General features: G+C 42.4%; 13 protein-coding genes and 1 tRNA gene. 6 read left to right on the forward strand and 8 right to left on the reverse strand.

Going from position 1 to position 16,837, the window contains the following annotated elements; translation table 11 throughout:
- Positions 1–5: 5 nt before the first annotated feature.
- From ACT8YW_RS08775 to ACT8YW_RS08790, 4 genes are all read left to right on the forward strand, one after another.
- Positions 6–941 carry an acyltransferase family protein gene (locus ACT8YW_RS08775; RefSeq protein ID WP_444104658.1) on the forward strand — a complete coding sequence of 312 codons (936 nt, stop codon included), beginning with the start codon at positions 6–8 and terminating at the stop codon, positions 939–941.
- A gap of 78 nt (positions 942–1,019) precedes the next feature.
- Entirely contained in the window at positions 1,020–2,672 is a 1,653-nt protein-coding gene (locus ACT8YW_RS08780; RefSeq protein ID WP_444104659.1) for an NAD(P)/FAD-dependent oxidoreductase, read from the forward strand.
- A 16-nt stretch (positions 2,673–2,688) separates the two neighbouring features.
- Entirely contained in the window at positions 2,689–3,291 is a 603-nt protein-coding gene (locus ACT8YW_RS08785; RefSeq protein ID WP_004306407.1) for a response regulator transcription factor, read from the forward strand.
- Between the two features lie 90 nt (positions 3,292–3,381).
- Entirely contained in the window at positions 3,382–5,847 is a 2,466-nt protein-coding gene (locus ACT8YW_RS08790) for a TonB-dependent receptor (protein ID WP_444104660.1), read from the forward strand.
- Between the two features lie 532 nt (positions 5,848–6,379).
- On the opposite strand, the gene ACT8YW_RS08795 is transcribed toward ACT8YW_RS08790, so the two are convergent.
- From ACT8YW_RS08795 to metA, 4 genes are read right to left on the reverse strand one after another with little or no spacing between them, the layout of a single operon-like run.
- Entirely contained in the window at positions 6,380–6,898 is a 519-nt protein-coding gene (locus ACT8YW_RS08795; protein WP_221661423.1) for a GNAT family N-acetyltransferase, read from the reverse strand.
- 36 nt (positions 6,899–6,934) lie between these two features.
- Positions 6,935–7,891, reverse strand: coding sequence for a zinc ribbon domain-containing protein (locus ACT8YW_RS08800; RefSeq protein ID WP_032849822.1), 957 nt, complete (start codon positions 7,889–7,891; stop codon positions 6,935–6,937).
- Entirely contained in the window at positions 7,888–9,717 is a 1,830-nt protein-coding gene (locus tag ACT8YW_RS08805; protein WP_444104661.1) for a peptidase U32 family protein, read from the reverse strand. Before ACT8YW_RS08805 ends, ACT8YW_RS08800 begins: the two co-directional genes overlap by 4 nt.
- A complete protein-coding gene (gene metA / locus ACT8YW_RS08810) occupies positions 9,714–10,631 on the reverse strand; it encodes a homoserine O-acetyltransferase MetA (RefSeq protein WP_004314573.1) in 918 nt (305 codons plus the stop codon). The genes ACT8YW_RS08805 and metA overlap by 4 nt, the downstream gene beginning before the upstream one ends.
- 180 nt (positions 10,632–10,811) lie before the next feature.
- Here metA and ACT8YW_RS08815 point away from each other — a divergent pair, with 180 nt between their 5' ends.
- On the forward strand, positions 10,812–10,982 hold the full coding sequence (locus ACT8YW_RS08815) for a DUF362 domain-containing protein (RefSeq protein ID WP_002559159.1): 171 nt from the start codon (positions 10,812–10,814) through the stop codon (positions 10,980–10,982).
- Between the two features lie 244 nt (positions 10,983–11,226).
- On the opposite strand, the gene ACT8YW_RS08820 is transcribed toward ACT8YW_RS08815, so the two are convergent.
- The 4 genes from ACT8YW_RS08820 to ACT8YW_RS08835 all read right to left on the reverse strand — a co-directional run bounded on the left by ACT8YW_RS08820 (position 11,227) and on the right by ACT8YW_RS08835 (position 16,087).
- On the reverse strand, positions 11,227–12,420 hold the full coding sequence (locus ACT8YW_RS08820; RefSeq protein WP_004306402.1) for a pyridoxal phosphate-dependent aminotransferase: 1,194 nt from the start codon (positions 12,418–12,420) through the stop codon (positions 11,227–11,229).
- Between the two features lie 82 nt (positions 12,421–12,502).
- Complete coding sequence (locus tag ACT8YW_RS08825; protein ID WP_004309056.1) at positions 12,503–13,720, reverse strand: bifunctional 3,4-dihydroxy-2-butanone-4-phosphate synthase/GTP cyclohydrolase II; 1,218 nt, start codon at positions 13,718–13,720, stop codon at positions 12,503–12,505.
- Between the two features lie 5 nt (positions 13,721–13,725).
- A complete protein-coding gene (locus ACT8YW_RS08830) occupies positions 13,726–15,624 on the reverse strand; it encodes an LptF/LptG family permease (protein WP_444104662.1) in 1,899 nt (632 codons plus the stop codon).
- Between the two features lie 76 nt (positions 15,625–15,700).
- On the reverse strand, positions 15,701–16,087 hold the full coding sequence (locus tag ACT8YW_RS08835) for an START-like domain-containing protein (RefSeq protein ID WP_444104663.1): 387 nt from the start codon (positions 16,085–16,087) through the stop codon (positions 15,701–15,703).
- A 223-nt stretch (positions 16,088–16,310) separates the two neighbouring features.
- Here ACT8YW_RS08835 and ACT8YW_RS08840 point away from each other — a divergent pair.
- Positions 16,311–16,384 (forward strand) — tRNA-Met (locus tag ACT8YW_RS08840).
- Positions 16,385–16,837: the final 453 nt, after the last annotated feature.

The following is a 16,837-nucleotide window of genomic DNA, read 5'->3' on the forward strand; positions in this document are numbered from 1 at the left end:
GATATATGATACAACATCTTATTTTTTTTTCAGAACTAATTGGCCGTATTGCCGTTCCACTGTTCTTTTTCATTTCCGGCTTTTTATTCTTTTACCGATCGAAGGAATTCTCACTATCAGTATATAGACATAAATTAAAGAATCGTGGACGCTCTATCTTGCTCCCCTACTTATTTTGGAACCTAATGATTATTTCATATTCCATTCTCATACAAACGATTCCGGGACTTTCGTCAAGTACCAATCAGTTAATGGATATGTATTCATTGACTGATTGGTTAGATGCTTTTTGGAGCATAAATGGAGGATGTCCTATTTGTTATCAATTCTGGTTTTTACGCGATTTAATAGTTATGATACTTTTTTCCCCGTTGATATATATACTTGTGAAATACTTCCGTTGGTTTAGTGTCTTTGTATTAGGAGTATTGTGGTACTTTAATTGGTGGTTCTCTCTTCCCGGATTTAGTATAGCAGCCTTTTTTTTCTTCTCTGCAGGAGCTTATTTCAGTGTTCAAAACTGTAACTTTGTTGCATTGCTAAAGCCTTGCCTATTTCCTTCAGCAATGTTTTATTCTCTATTGGCGCTTGTATGCATATATTTTAGGGAACAACCATGGATAAACTTTATCCATTCATTGAGTATTCTTACAGGTATTGTTCTTGCCATTTCTCTATCAGCCCACTTTATAGAACGAAGAATGTGGACTGCAAATACTTTCCTTGTAGGTGGCGCTTTTTTCATTTATGCCTTTCATGGTATACCATTAGGAGTTATCTTAAAATATACCCTTAAATACCTTCCCGTTTCAAACGATATGATATTTTTGAGTATTTACTTTTTGAGTGCAGGATTTATCATTCTTACAAGTTTGGGAATTTACAGTCTATTGAAGAAATGGCTTCCCCGTTTCTTAAGTGTTGTGACAGGGGGACGCTAAAGATATAGTTTGAAATCAAGTGTTGTATGGCTATAACACTTGATTTTTTTTGATACCTTTGTAGCAAATTCTAAATCGATGATACAAGAATACCAACTCCGCATCCTTCCCGAAATCGCAGCAAACGAACAGCGATTGAAAGAATATCTTTCTAAAGAAAAAGGTTTGAACCTGCGTGACATCACTGCTACCCGAGTCTTGAAACGAAGCATCGACGCACGTCAGCGGACTATCTTCGTCAATCTGAAGGTACGGGTATACATTCGTGAGATGCCTAAGGATGACGAATACGAACATACTATATATAATAAGGTAGAGGGAAAACCGCAAGTGATTGTCGTGGGTGCAGGTCCTGGCGGACTATTTGCAGCCCTGCGTCTCATCGAACTGGGGTTACGTCCCGTTGTTATCGAACGCGGAAAAGATGTGCGCGAGCGAAAAAAAGATTTAGCACAGATCAGCAGGGAACACACGGTTGACCCGGAATCGAATTACAGTTTTGGCGAAGGGGGTGCAGGAGCTTATTCGGATGGGAAACTCTATACCCGGAGCAAGAAGAGAGGGAATGTAGATAAGATTCTGAACGTATTTTGCCAGCATGGAGCTTCGACTTCGATATTGGTGGATGCGCATCCGCATATCGGAACAGACAAATTGCCACGTGTCATTGAAAATATGCGGAACACCATTATCGAATGTGGCGGAGAAGTACATTTCCAGACACGAATGGATGCATTGATTATTGAGAACGATGAAGTCAAAGGTATCGAAACAAATACAAGAAAGACTTTTCTCGGACCCGTGATACTGGCAACCGGACATTCGGCGAGAGATGTATATCGTTGGCTGGCTGCGAATCATGTGGCGATTGAAGCGAAAGGCATTGCAGTCGGTGTCCGTTTGGAGCATCCGGCAATGTTGATCGATCAAATACAATACCATAATAAGAATGGACGGGGCAAATACCTGCCCGCTGCTGAATACAGCTTTGTAACACAGGCAGAAGGCAGAGGAGTATATAGTTTCTGTATGTGTCCCGGAGGTTTCATCGTTCCTGCCGCCAGCGGACCGGAACAAGTGGTAGTAAACGGCATGTCTCCTGCCAACCGTGGGTCACGGTGGAGTAATTCGGGAATGGTAGTGGAAATTCAACCGGAAGATTTGGGAAATGAAGAATTAAAAATGAGGAATAAAGAATTGGCTGCGCAACAAGATGAACAGCTGATGGCACTAAACCCGAATTTGAAAAGTTCACAACTTTCAGAGATTAATTCACAGTTACTATCTGTTCTTCACTTTCAAGAGGAATTGGAACGTCAATGCTGGTTGCAGGGAGGCAGACGACAGACTGCTCCGGCACAACGCATGCTGGATTTTACCCGCAAGAAATTGAGTTACGATCTGCCCGAGTCATCCTATAGTCCGGGATTGATTTCGTCTCCACTTCATTTCTGGATGCCATCATTTATTAGCAAAAGGCTATCTCTTGGTTTCCAACAATTCGGACGAAGCAGTCACGGATTCCTGACAAATGAGGCAGTAATGATTGGTGTGGAAACACGAACTTCTTCCCCCGTTCGTATCATACGCGATAAGGATACTCTGCAACATGTCACCGTTCGCGGATTATTTCCTTGCGGAGAAGGCGCAGGCTATGCCGGAGGAATTGTGTCTGCCGGGGTGGACGGCGAACGATGTGCAGAAGCAGCAGCCAACTATTTCAACCATTAATTAAACTTACACTAAAATGAATTATCAACCCGAAATAGCAATCGTAGAAGCCAATACATTGACCTGTCTCGGTCTGAAAGGAATCCTGGAGGAAATGATTCCTATGGCAACCATACGGACTTTTCATCACTTCAGCGAACTGATGGACGATACTCCCGATATGTATGCCCACTATTTCATTTCCGCACAGATTTACGTGGAGCACAATGCTTTCTTTCTCCCCCGGAAACGAAAAACGATTGTATTGGCAAGCGACAGTCCGCAATTCCAACTGTCCGGCGTACCTGTACTCAACATTCACGAATCCGAAGAAGAGCTGGTGAAAAACATATTGAAACTTCACCAACATGCTCACCATGACGGTTATCCGGTAAAAGATATGCCACCCATGCCTCCGATGCAGCCTCATCAGGAAATTCTATCCGCCCGTGAAATAGAAGTGCTCGTACTGATAACCAAAGGATTAATCAACAAAGAAATAGCAGATAAACTGAATATCAGCCTGACTACCGTTATCACTCACCGAAAAAATATCACGGAGAAATTAGGCATTAAGTCCGTCTCCGGGCTGACTATTTATGCTGTAATGAACGGATATATCGAAGCTGACCGAATCTGACCTCTTAAAAAATAAGTCATAATCCTAATAAATGAGGATTGACCGTCATCTATATTTGCCGTTACTTTGCACCAGATAAATTAACAGCAGATGAAGACAAAGAAGATTATGATTGCCCTTATGCTCCTGACGACAGGGACAGCATGGGCTGAAGATTTCCCCAAAGACTCACTAAAAATAGTAGACATCGAAGAGGTGGTAGTGATTGCTACTCCAAAAGAGAATCGTAAGTTGCGTGAATTGCCGGTGGCAGCCACTGTTTTATCACAAGATAATATGCGCGCCAATCAGGTGAATTCTGTGAAAAACCTGACAGGCATCGTCCCTAATCTGTTTATCCCCGATTATGGTTCCAAACTGACCACTTCCATTTATATCCGTGGAATCGGCTCACGTATCAACACTCCGTCCGTAGGACTTTACGTAGACAACATCCCTTATATCGACAAATCCGCTTTCGACTTCAACTATGCTGATATCGAACGTATTGATATTCTCCGCGGACCACAAGGTACTCTCTACGGACGTAATACAATGGGAGGACTTATCAAAGTGCACACAAAATCGCCTTTCACTTATCAAGGTACTGATATCCGCATGGGAGCAGCAACTTACAATAATTATAATGTGTCACTCACCCACTATCACCGGACATCCGACCGCTTCGCTTTTTCTACCGGAGGTTTCTACGAACACACAGGTGGCTTCTTTGAAAATTCGGCAAGAAATAACGAAAAGGTAGACAAGAGCAATGCCGGTGGCGGACGTTTCCGTGGTATTTACCTGCCCACTTCGAACCTGAAAATAGACATGGCCCTTAGCTATGAATATAGCGATCAGGGCGGATATCCGTATTACTATACCGGGATTACCCCCAGTGCAATAGCTAAAGCGAAAGAAAATGGTAAGGAAATGACAGAAGACCGGGCAGATTATATCGGTAAGATTTCATATAACGACCGCAGCAGTTACCGCCGTGGATTGCTCAACTCCGGTGTTAACATTGAATATCAAGCCAACAACTTTATATTAAGTGCCGTGACAGGTTATCAGAACCTGAACGACCGCATGTTTCTCGATCAAGATTTCACAGAAAGAGATATTTTCAATATTGAGCAAAAGCAACGTGCAAACACCATTTCCGAAGAGATTGTGTTGAAAGCCAAACCCGGAAAAAGATGGCAGTGGGCTACGGGAGCTTTCGGATTCTATCAATGGCTGCATACTACGGGACCTGTTTTGTTTAAAGAAGAAGGAGTGAAGTCGGTCATTGAAAACAACGCCAATGCAGCTTTTGAAGAAGTATCTGCCAAACCCGGAGCTCCCACCATGGGAATGACTGTGCACAACCCGTCATTAAGCGTAGGAGGAACTTTCGACACCCCGACTCTTAGCGGTGCACTTTATCATCAGTCTACTTTCAACAACTTGTTCATAGAAGGACTGTCCGTTACAGCCGGCCTCCGGCTCGATTACGAGAAAATCAGTATGAAATATAATTCTCTTAGCACTCCTATCGATTTTGGTTTTGATTTTCACTTAGCTATGGGACCCAACCAAATAAACTTGTCTGATCAGAATATGAAAGCCCCGGCCTCTTTCGTTGGCAAGCTCTCTACTGATTATGTACAGCTCCTACCCAAATTTGCTATTCAATATGAATGGAAGAATCAAAATAATGTGTATGCCACCGTCACCCGGGGCTATCGTTCAGGAGGATATAACATCCAGATGTTCTCTGACTTATCACAAACAGAATTGAAAAATTCGATGATGAATGCCATCAAAGAAAGTCCGACAATAGGGCAAGATGCCACCTGGGGAAAAACCATCATTAATATGATGAACCAAATGGTGCCTACAAAAGAGATTGATGTAAAAGCGTCCACCACTTACAAACCCGAATATTCGTGGAACTACGAAGTAGGTAGCCACCTTACTTTATGGGAAGGCAGACTTTGGGCTGACGTCGCAGCATTCTATATGGATACCCGCGACCAACAACTCTCCCAATTTGCAGAAAGTGGTCTGGGACGTATCACGATCAATGCAGGAAAAAGCCGTAGCTATGGTGCAGAAGCAGCCCTTCGTGCCAGTGTGACAAAAGAACTTAGCCTGAATGTCAGTTACGGATATACGTATGCCACCTTTACGGATTATGTAATCACCGAAGAGCAAAAAGACGGCACTTTTAAAGTGACCGCAGATTATAATGGCAAATATGTTCCCTTCGTCCCCAAACACACCTTAAATATCGGAGGAGAATACGCCATCACCTGCAGTCCGCGCTCTATCTTCGACCGGGTGGTATTCCAAGCTAATTATAACGCTGCCGGACGCATCTACTGGACTGAACAAAACGATGTCAGCCAATCTTTCTATGGCACACTCAACTGGAGAACGAATCTGGAAATCGGTGACGCAATGATTAGTTTCTGGGCACGCAACTTCTTGAATAAAGAATATGCCGCCTTCTATTTCGAAACAATGAACAAAGGTTTTATGCAGAAAGGACGCCCAATGCAATTTGGGGTAGATCTCCGCTGCCGGTTCTAATCATTTTCACTCATAGAGATATTATTTAGTCATTTTATTGTCAGCTAAAGATTTTATCCATATAGAACAATGATTATCAATCCATTGACACCTGACAATAAGTGCTGACAATAATCCAAAAACAGGCTGACAATAAAAGATTCTGACTTTTATTGTCAGCCTGTCTCTTATAGATTGATGGCATGGAATACGTGATAGAAGAACGTATGCCTCTATGAAGTATGCATTATAAAGCCGTTATACTTAATTAATCCAATAGGCATTGTTCTCTTAACCCTACGCTATCTTTACCTTCCCACGGCCGTGGTGACTTCTTCCCACAGCCGTGACGAGATCTCTCCACGGCCGTGAAGAGAAGCTACCACAGCCATGGAAAGGTAAAGATAGCGGTACCTTCACACAACTATACCGGCATCTTAACGGAACTATACCGGTGTCCTGGCATTACTTTACCTACAGTTTCCTATTGGTTTGCTTATATCTAAGATTATCTTGCCCACATCTAATACACTTCAACTACACTCCACCACGATTAAGCAAGTTTCACTGTTCCATCAGGTACACGCGTCATCTGATAAGCGATACGCTCTGTCCCATTCTTTACATAAATGATGCCACAACGTTGAAAGCCATACTTCGTCAATATATGCTGCATAACTTTATTGTCCCGATGAGTATCTACCCGGAGATTGGGCCAACGTTCGAAACACCAATTCAAGCAGGTTTCCGATACCCCCTTCTGTTTTCCGTTCGTTGCCAGCCGATGAATCACTCCATAAGGTTCATTATTGAGCCATGTTCCTTCATAAATCTGTTGATAAGTAGGGTCGTCGCCCAAGATAAAACAAAAAGTCCCCAGGATTTCTCCCTGTTCATCTATGCAGACAAAGCTATGTCCATCCTCAATTTCCTGACGAATCAATACTTCAGAAGGATAACCGTCAATCCATTGAGTAGTATTTCCGGTTGCACGCATAAAGGCACGGGCATAGTCATAAATCTCCATCACTAAAGGGAGATCTTTTATTTCAGTAGATCTGATTTCCATCATTTGAAAAGTTATTCAAGAATAAAACAGATAATAAAATTACTCATTGATTGCTCCACAGTGGGGACATACACCTTTTTGCTTCAACTTTTCCCCGCAACGCCCACAACGATACTTATACCCAATGTTCCGATGGACTTTCTTCGCAAAAACCAGCATAAAAAAGGCAAGGAACAGATAACCGATATAAATATGTGTCATCAGGATAAAGAAGAAATAGCAGAAAATACAACAAGACATCAACCCCAGCAGATAAAAGATAGCTGCAGCGGGAGTCAACTGTCGGAACAAATCATCCAGCACCGCCAAAGCGACTATCAAAAACAGCCAAATACTCAACAAGAAGACAGAGAGAATAAAAGGAACTTTGAACGGCGACAAAGTAGGATTGAAATAAAAATGCTCCCACGTTTCCGGCACAAAGACCTGCATCGATTCGTAAATCGTTGCACTGAAAGCCATCAACAAACAGAGAAATAACGGATAAACACTATCAATATCATTAAAATAGACCATCTGCAACTGCTTTCGACGAAAAGCACGAAACAGATATACACCGACGAATAAAGCGAAGATGATAATGAAATAAGAAGCATGCGTATCACTGAAAAGATGAATGGCCTGCGAAATACTATCAGTCGGCACAAATGACTTCTTGAGTTCTTTTTCACGTACCCAGCCCTGTTCATCCTGCGTATGAGCCAGCTTCACCCAAACACTGTCTACACTATCGGCAGGGTGAACCGCAAACTCTGCCACCACTACCCTATCTCCTTTATTCAACTGAATAAAAGTATCTTTTATCGGAAGACATTCCAAAGAGATGGAATCATCGACTACTTCCAAGTTTGTATTCCATGTATAATGCCGTTCGTACAAGTAAGTCAACGAGTCTTTCGTCTTCTTCGACAGTTCTTCCGAATCCAAAGCCGGTGCTTTATAATAACAAGATGAGAGCAAAAGTAAACATAGTAGGAGGTTCATCACTGTTTTCATTGAGCCACTTTTACTTTCATTTGACAATTCTTACAATCAAATTCCAGACGAAAACGTTTGCCGTCATTTGACACCAGGTAATAGGGTTCTTTATAAGGTGAACGTACCCGTTGATGGATGGGACACCATCCCATACTGTAACGCAAACAATGTTTGCAGAACATCAGTACCGCATCTTCCACCGCTTCTTTTTCGTAAGCCGCTGCTACCTGTTGAACCCCATGCTCCTGATAGAAAGAAGCTGCACGAGTATTCATGACATTCCCCAGATAGGTTAGCGTCGTTTGTGGAAAAGCATGATTGGTTGACTTCCATACCGACAATTCCTGACGGTAATTGATTCGACGGGCAGTTATTAACCGGTCGATTGCCTGCCGGCGGAAATCGGCTAATACCGAAGCCGGCAGAAACCAGTTGTCGGCAAAAGAGATTTCTATTTCTTTTGCTTCGAAAGGCGTATTCCCCAATTTGGACAGTTGCGTTTTCAGGTTGTCCGTCTGCGGAGTCCGGGCCGGCTCTTTCTCACGTGGAAGGGTGATTGTGACGCTATTATCATCTTCGTCAGTCAATGTCAAAGAGAAACCGGAATGATGGTCGGCAAGCAACATTCGCACTGCGATTTTCCTTTCGGCAGACTTACGGGAAAGCACTCGTTCAAATTCTTGGTCGAAATTACGATATAATGTGGTACGAGGCTTGATGCGAGGCATTTCCTGTGGATATAGTTTGTTGCTGTCCACCCGGTTGATGCGGAATCCCTGTAAACGTCCCTGTTCGTCGATATAACAAACACCGTCTCCATTGTTAAAGGATTTAAGTCCCGCAACCGTCAGATAATTGCCGCGAATCTCCTTCACAGTCCCCATCTCCTCGCCCAACGACTTGGGAGTGTCGAAAGAGAAAATCTCTTTGTCACGTCCATGCAGGAAATAATGTGTGAATCCACGGCTGAAACTCTTATCCAGTTGCGGCTTAAACTCGAAATTGCACGTACCCGAAGAAGCCCTTACATATTCCGGACGACAGGCAAAGATGGCATCCAGCTTCTGACGATAAGCGGCCGTTACATTCTTCACGTAAGAAACGTCTTTCAGTCGCCCTTCTATCTTGAACGAGGAAACTCCGGCATCCAGCAATTGCTCCAGTTCGTCACTTTGATTCATATCTTTCAGGGAAAGCAGATGTTTGTCTTTGACAATCACTTTCCCGTCCGCGTCTACCAGACTAAAAGGTAACCGGCAGAATTGCGCACATTCTCCCCGGTTGGCACTACGACCGAAACAGGCTTGGCTGACGTAGCACTGCCCGCTATAGCTGACACAAAGTGCCCCATGTACGAATACCTCTAAAGGCACTTCCGGACAATTTTCGTGTATCTTCTTTATTTCACGCAACGATAGTTCCCGCGCCAGGACTACTTGCCGGAAACCCGCCTCCCAAAGGAATTTTACTTTTTCCGGTGTACGGTTGTCCATTTGTGTACTGGCATGAAGCGGTATCGGAGGAAGATTCAACTTCGTGATCCCCATGTCCTGCACAATCAGCGCGTCTACGCCAATCCGATAAAGTGCATGAATCATCTCCTCTGTCTCTTTCAACTCTTCTTCTTTCAGAATCGTATTGACCGTGACATAAATACGTGCATGATACAAATGGGCATGCTGCACCAATGCTTCAATATCTTCCAATGAGTTCACAGCCGCCGCACGGGCACCGAACTTCGGAGCACCGATATATACTGCATCTGCCCCATGATTGATAGCTTCAATGCCACATTCCAGGTTTTTCGCCGGAGCGAGAAGTTCTATTTTACGCTGCTTTATCATTGAATATCGTTGATGTTGTAAGGTGTTTCCTGATAAACGAAGTAGTTCAGCCAATTGGAGAACAACAAATTGGCATGAGCACGCCAACGTACCAACGGGCCTTTTTCAGGATCATTGTCTATATAATAATTGCGGGGCATCTCTATCGGCAAGCCTTTATCGAGATCGCGACGGTATTCCGTGTCCAGTGTCAGCGGAGAATATTCGGAGTGTCCCGTGACAAAGAATTCACGACCGCCCCGTGCCATTGCCATATAGACACCGGCATCTTCCGATTCGGAAAGCAACGTCAATTCCGGAACTTTCAGAATGTCTTCCCTGCGTACTTCTGTATGACGGCTATGCGGCACATAGAAACAATCATCAAAACCACGGAAGATGGAGTGGAAAGGTTCCAATACCCGATGTTCAAAGATACCGAACATCTTCTCTTTCAACGGATATTTAGGAACTCCATAATGATGATACAATCCGGCCTGCGCAGCCCAGCATATATATAAGGTAGAAGTGACATGCGTACGTGCCCAATCAAAGATTTCCGTAATCTCATCCCAATAGGTCACCTCCTCGAAGTCCATCTGTTCTACAGGAGCTCCAGTGATAATCATACCATCATACTTCTCATGACGCATCTGGTCGAAATCTGTATAGAACGTTTTCATGTGTTCTATCGGCGTATTCTTTGACGTGTGGCTCTTGATCTTCATAAATGAAATCTCCACCTGAAGAGGTGTGTTGGAGAGTAAACGCACCAAGTCTGTTTCCGTTGTAATTTTCAACGGCATCAGATTCAGAATCACAATCCGTAGCGGACGAATATCCTGTTGCGTAGCGCGGGAAGTGTCGATCACAAAAATATTCTCTTCCTTCAAAAGCTCTATCGCAGGTAGTTTATCGGGTAAATTTAAAGGCATAATCGCTATATATTAGTAATTTGAGTGCAAAAATACGAAAAATATAGCAGATTATAGGGAGGTAGCTTATTTAGAAGACGTACAAATTAAGTCAATTTAAACATAGAAGCATAACAACCAATCAATAAAAGCCTTATTTTTGCCGGAGAAATTAGTACTAATAATTTAAATCTTAGAAAAATGGCATACGTAATTAGTGACGATTGTATTGCTTGCGGAACTTGCATTGACGAGTGTCCGGTAGAAGCTATCTCTGAAGGTGATATCTATTCTATCAACCCAGATGTATGTACTGACTGTGGTACTTGTGCAGACGTTTGTCCGTCTGAAGCAATTCACCCGGCTGAATAATACAAGTTACAAAAAGAGTATAGGCTGCTTTCTATGGAAGGCAGCCTTTTTTATTGCTCTTCCTTCACCGCAGATTACACAGATTAATTCACAATCAAACGGATAGAAAAATACAAAGAAGTTCCTTAAACAAAAAATCACCCTTACTGCATACTGTAGTAAGGATGATTTTATTAATCTAATATTTTTCAGACAGACAATCTCTTTTCAATCTGTGTCAATCTGTGTAATCTGCGGTGAACTCTTATTTCAACTTAGCCAATGCTTCCTTGATACGACGGATAGCCTCTACGATATTTTCATCGCTTGTAGCATAACTCATACGGATACATTCAGGAGCACCGAAAGAGGCACCACCTACACAAGCCACGTGAGCTTCTTCAAGCAAGTACATTGCCAAATCATCCGAATCTGCAATCTTACGTTCGCCGTTGCTCTTTCCAAAGAAAGCATCGCATTTCGGGAACAGATAGAAAGCACCTTGCGGAACGTTTACCTCAAATCCCGGAACTTCCTTAGCCAACTTCACAATCAGGTCACGACGGCGTTGGAATGCTTTCTGCATTTCTTTTACCGGTTCTTGTGTTCCTGTATATGCCACTTCAGCAGCTTTTTGAGAAACAGAACAAGGACCTGAAGTGTACTGACCTTGCAACTTGTTGCAAGCTTTTACAATCCATTCCGGACCGGCAATGAAACCGATTCTCCATCCTGTCATAGCGTAAGCCTTGGATACACCGTTTACAATCACTGTACGTTCCTTCATTTCTGGGAATTGAGCGATACTCTGATGGGCACCGATATAATTAATATGTTCGTAAATCTCGTCAGCGATTACTATCACCTGCGGATGTTTAGCCAATACTGCTGACAATCCGGCCAATTCTTCTTTTGTATATACAGAACCTGTCGGATTAGACGGAGAACAAAGAATCAATGCTTTCGTCTTCGGAGTGATGGCTGCTTCCAACTGTTCCGGAGTAATCTTGAAATCTTGTTCGATACCTGCCGAAACAATTACGGGAGTACCTTCTGCCATTTTCACCATTTCCGGGTAGCTTACCCAGTAAGGAGCCGGCACGATGACTTCGTCACCCGGATTTACCAATACAAGGATGGTATTACAAACAGATTGTTTGGCACCATTGGCACACGAAATTTGAGCGGCTGTATATTCCAGACCGTTTTCTTTTTTCAGTTTCTCAACAATAGCATTGCGCAAAGCCGGATAACCCGGTACCGGAGAGTAACGAGAAAAGTTATCATCTATGGCTTTTTTCGCAGCTTCTTTGATGTGGTCAGGAGTATTAAAATCCGGTTCTCCTACACTTAAGTTAATAACATCAACACCCTGTGCCTTGAGCTCGTTGCTCTTTTGCGACATGGCAAGCGTCGCCGATGGCGACAAGCTGTTCAAACGATCTGATAATTGATTCATTTTGTATCTATTTTATTGTTGTTGAGTGAAAATCGTTGCAAAATAAGCGATAATATTTGATATATGAAAACAAATTGGCAATTTACTTATTAAAATGTAAAGTATGCCCCATTCTTTCTTTCTTTGTTCTCAAGTATCGTTCATTATACGGATTAGGAACTGTTTCAACAGGTACATTTTCTACTATCTCCAATCCGTATGCTTCCAAACCAACACGTTTCACCGGATTATTTGTCAAAAGTCTCATTTTGTGTACTCCCAGTTCACGAAGGATTTGTGCGCCTACTCCATAATCACGTTCGTCGGCAAGGTGTCCCAAACAAATATTCGCGTCAACGGTATCCATACCGTCTTCCTGCAACTTATATGCTTTCATCTTTTCCATCAGACCGATGCCACGTCCTTCCTGATTGAGGTAAACCACCACACCTTTTCCTTCTTTTTCGATCATTTCCATCGCTTTATGCAGCTGCTCGCCACAGTCACAACGTTGTGAGCCAAGGATATCTCCAGTAGCGCAAGAGGAATGGACACGTACCAAGATCGGTTCGTCTTCACTCCATGTTCCTTTAAATATAGCCATGTGCTCCAATCCGTTTGATTTCTGGCGGAAAGGAATCAGACGGAACTTTCCGTGTTCGGTAGGCATATTTACTTCTACTCCTTTTTCTACAATGGATTCCTGTTTCAGGCGATAAACGATCAGGTCATGGATAGAAATCAGTTTCAGTCCGTGTTCGTCTGCCATCTGACGGAGTTCGGGCAAACGTGCCATTGTTCCGTCTTCACTCATGATTTCCATCAAGGCACCTGCGGGGTAAAGTCCTGCCAGACGAGCCATATCAATCGTAGCTTCTGTATGTCCGGCACGGCGAAGTACTCCTTTTTCTTGCGCGTACAACGGATTGATGTGTCCGGGACGCCCGAAAGTAGCCGGTGTAGAAGTCGGATCGGCCAATGCCTGAATAGTAGCGGCACGGTCGGAAGCAGAAACACCTGTTGTACAGCCTTCCAATTTGTCAATGGTAACCGTAAAAGGAGTTCCCAACACGGAAGTATTATCACTTACCTGATGCGGTAAATCCAACTCCTTGCAACGAGACACTGTGACAGGTGCACAAAGTACGCCACGTGCATGTTTCAACATGAAATTTACTTTTTCGGGAGTTATCTTTTCAGCTGCAATAATCAAGTCGCCTTCGTTTTCGCGGTCTTCATCATCCACTACTATGACAAACTTGCCTTCTTTGAAGTCGGCAATCGCATCTTCTATTCTATCCATTTTAATAGTCTCTTTCATAACACTTATTTATTGATTTTCTGTATGATGAATTGAATTTGTTCATTGTTCTTTATAATCCGTTCCATATCCTTAGCCAGACGAACGCGGAACGCCCAGATGCGGAAATAGAAAAATAAACCGATAGGGAAAATGACTCCGGCTACCAGATTCAACCAATATATATGGAACGGGCGCACATGAGCAGAAACGGAAATAACCGGATAATTGTTTAATGCACCGATCAAAGTGGCAGATTTCGTATTGGACATTTCTTCAACCAATGCTTCCAACTTTTCATTGATTGCCATCACCTCGTTATCATCCTCACTCGCCATCCACAACTTAAAGTAATTCGGTGCTTTTTCCAATCGTTTCTTGGCGGCATACGCTTTACACTCTGCCGAAAGTTGTTCCAAATCACCCGTCAGACGTACGTAATCAGGATCATGAATAATCACTTCTTTCTTAAATATATGACGCACACTACGAATTCCCACAATCTTTTTAAACCAGTTGATATAAGCATCTGCATTAAGCACCACAGAGTCTTTATTCGATTTATAAGTAAGGAAGATTCCTAACGGGGCAAGGACTGCGCTACTTGTCCACATCCCCATCCAAACAATCCACTTACCGTCGCGGGCCATTTTATATCCTGTATTATCAATGATATAATAAATGATAAACACCAACACGGATACGATGACCGGCATTCCCAGACCTCCTTTACGGATAATACCGCCCAACGGAGCTCCGATAAAGAAGAACAGCAGACAAGAAAGTGAAATCGTTATCTTCTTATGCCATTCCGTCTTATGTTTTCGAATACTATAATCATTGTTCTCCATCGTGAATTTCTTGAACCCAAGATCGTTAGCCACGTTCTCCGCACGACTGACAGCAGAAGAAATCACCTTCTGTTTCTGCGTTAAAGAGGCTACTTCGTAAAGACTATCTACATTATATTCATAAATATCCGCCTTTTCTATTTTGACCGTATCTTCTTTTGTCAATCCATAAGAAGGACGGAAATTTCCTTCTGCCACTTCCCTGTAATACTGTCGTCCGATACTGTCTCCCACAACCGTCATCGAGTCAATGGAACTCTGCAACTGCGCCATGTCCTTAGCACTGGACTGCTTACCCATAATCTCACCGTCAACCATATTGAAATCGGAATTAAACTCAATAATGGTATGTTTTTCCCTGAATTCCTCACGTCGGTAAGGTACATTCTCCGATTTCATACTTTGAGCTTTCAGATTCTCAAATAAATCTCCGCTATACAAATGCAGCCAAAGATGCTGTTTATCCGCGGTCATCTCCAAACGCCCGGAATCAGCATATATAATACGTGCTTTCTCAAAGCCATCTTTCATACTATAAATCAGCACATCATATAGCATACCGGTCTTCCGGTTCTTCTTAGCTACCTTTAAATTATAGTCCTTGATTTCAGAATAGAAAACTCCTTCCGGAATGTCCAACTCCGGAGATTTTTGTTTCATCGAAAGGATCAGAGTTCCCAATTTAGCCTGGGCGATAGGACCTACTACATTTTGGAAATAGAATGAGACACCGACAAGTCCGCAAACGAAGAAAGCAAGCGGACGCATGATTTTAAGGAGAGAAATACCTGCGGCTTTCATCGCGAGCAATTCATAACGCTCGCCAAAGTTACCGAAAGTAATCAAAGAAGCCAGTAGCACTGCCAATGGCAACGATACCGGCACTAATGTTAATGCGGAATAAAAGAAGAATTGAGCCATTACGCTCATCTCCAATCCCTTTCCGACCAATTCGTCTACATATCTCCACAAGAACTGCATCATGAATATGAACAGACAGATGAAGAATGTACCAATAAAGAGCATCAAAAAACTCTTTACGATGAATATATCTAATTTCTTTATGCGTAGCATCTTAATAGGTTCGTGCAATTAGGATGCAAAATTAGCACAAAAAAAGGAGCATCGAAAATTTTTAGTTGAAAGTTAACTAAAAACCACAAGTTCTTCTTAATTTAGCTACTTGTGACTCCCACAATTCTTTCATATCATCCACTTCATCCGGCCCTGCGAAATCAGTAATTTCCAGCACATAGTCACTAGTCAGCTCATTATAAGTCATCTTGATTTCAAAATAATCGCGTTCGTTTTCATCATCCTGCCAACGGAAGCGGATAAAAGAGAAAGAGCGAATAGCAATAATCTCTGCTTTCCTCTGTTCTGTCTTCCCCCAATGAAACTCTACTATTTTATCGTCAGAAATAACTTTGTCTGCAAACCAGTCCTCCAACCCGGTCGGTGTGCTAATAGCTCCCCAAAGAATATTTTTAGATGTTGCATTCAACAAATACTCCAAATGAATCTTTTCCTTTTTCATAGCAATTTCGAATTGTTTTTACGTGTGCCAAGATAAATACTTTTTTCTAAATACGCTGCATAAATCAGACACTTTATTAATTATTCTTTCATTATCGGGCATCAAACTCCCTATTTATAGGAAAAATCAAGGCCCGTATTAAAGAAAAAACACAAAAAAGTTATGAATTGTTTTGGAGATTATAAAAAATCATCTATCTTTGCACCCGCAATCGAGAAACGATGGCGGGATAGCTCAGCTGGTTAGAGCGCATGATTCATAATCATGAGGTCCCCGGTTCAATCCCGGGTCCCGCTACTTGATAAGAATAAGGCATTTGAGAGGCTTCCACTCTTGGGTGCCTTTTTCTTTTATACATCAATTGGTGGCGGTTTACACTATGGTTTACACCAGTGTAAATCATATATCAATTAGATTAAACATTATTCATTATTAAACATATCAAATTGACTTTACCCAAACAAGTTCCAGTCAATATTATCCTTCCCACTTATCCATTAAACCATAATACTCCAATTTCATCCAAAGGGATATTTGAGCAATGATAGATTAACGCTAATAAGCAACTTTACATCATTTATTTAAGATTCCATTCTTACATTATGTTCACACCCCCCTTCTTTGTAACTTCGTAGCAGATAAATCAATCACTAATCTATTAACATTAATTCTAATATGAGAGTAACAGAGAAGACTAACACAATTCACTATTTACCACAAGAGATTAGAGAGACTAGATTAACAGAGGTC

Origin of the sequence: Bacteroides sp. (genome assembly GCF_052357945.1) — a bacterium.
Lineage (GTDB): Bacteria > Bacteroidota > Bacteroidia > Bacteroidales > Bacteroidaceae > Bacteroides.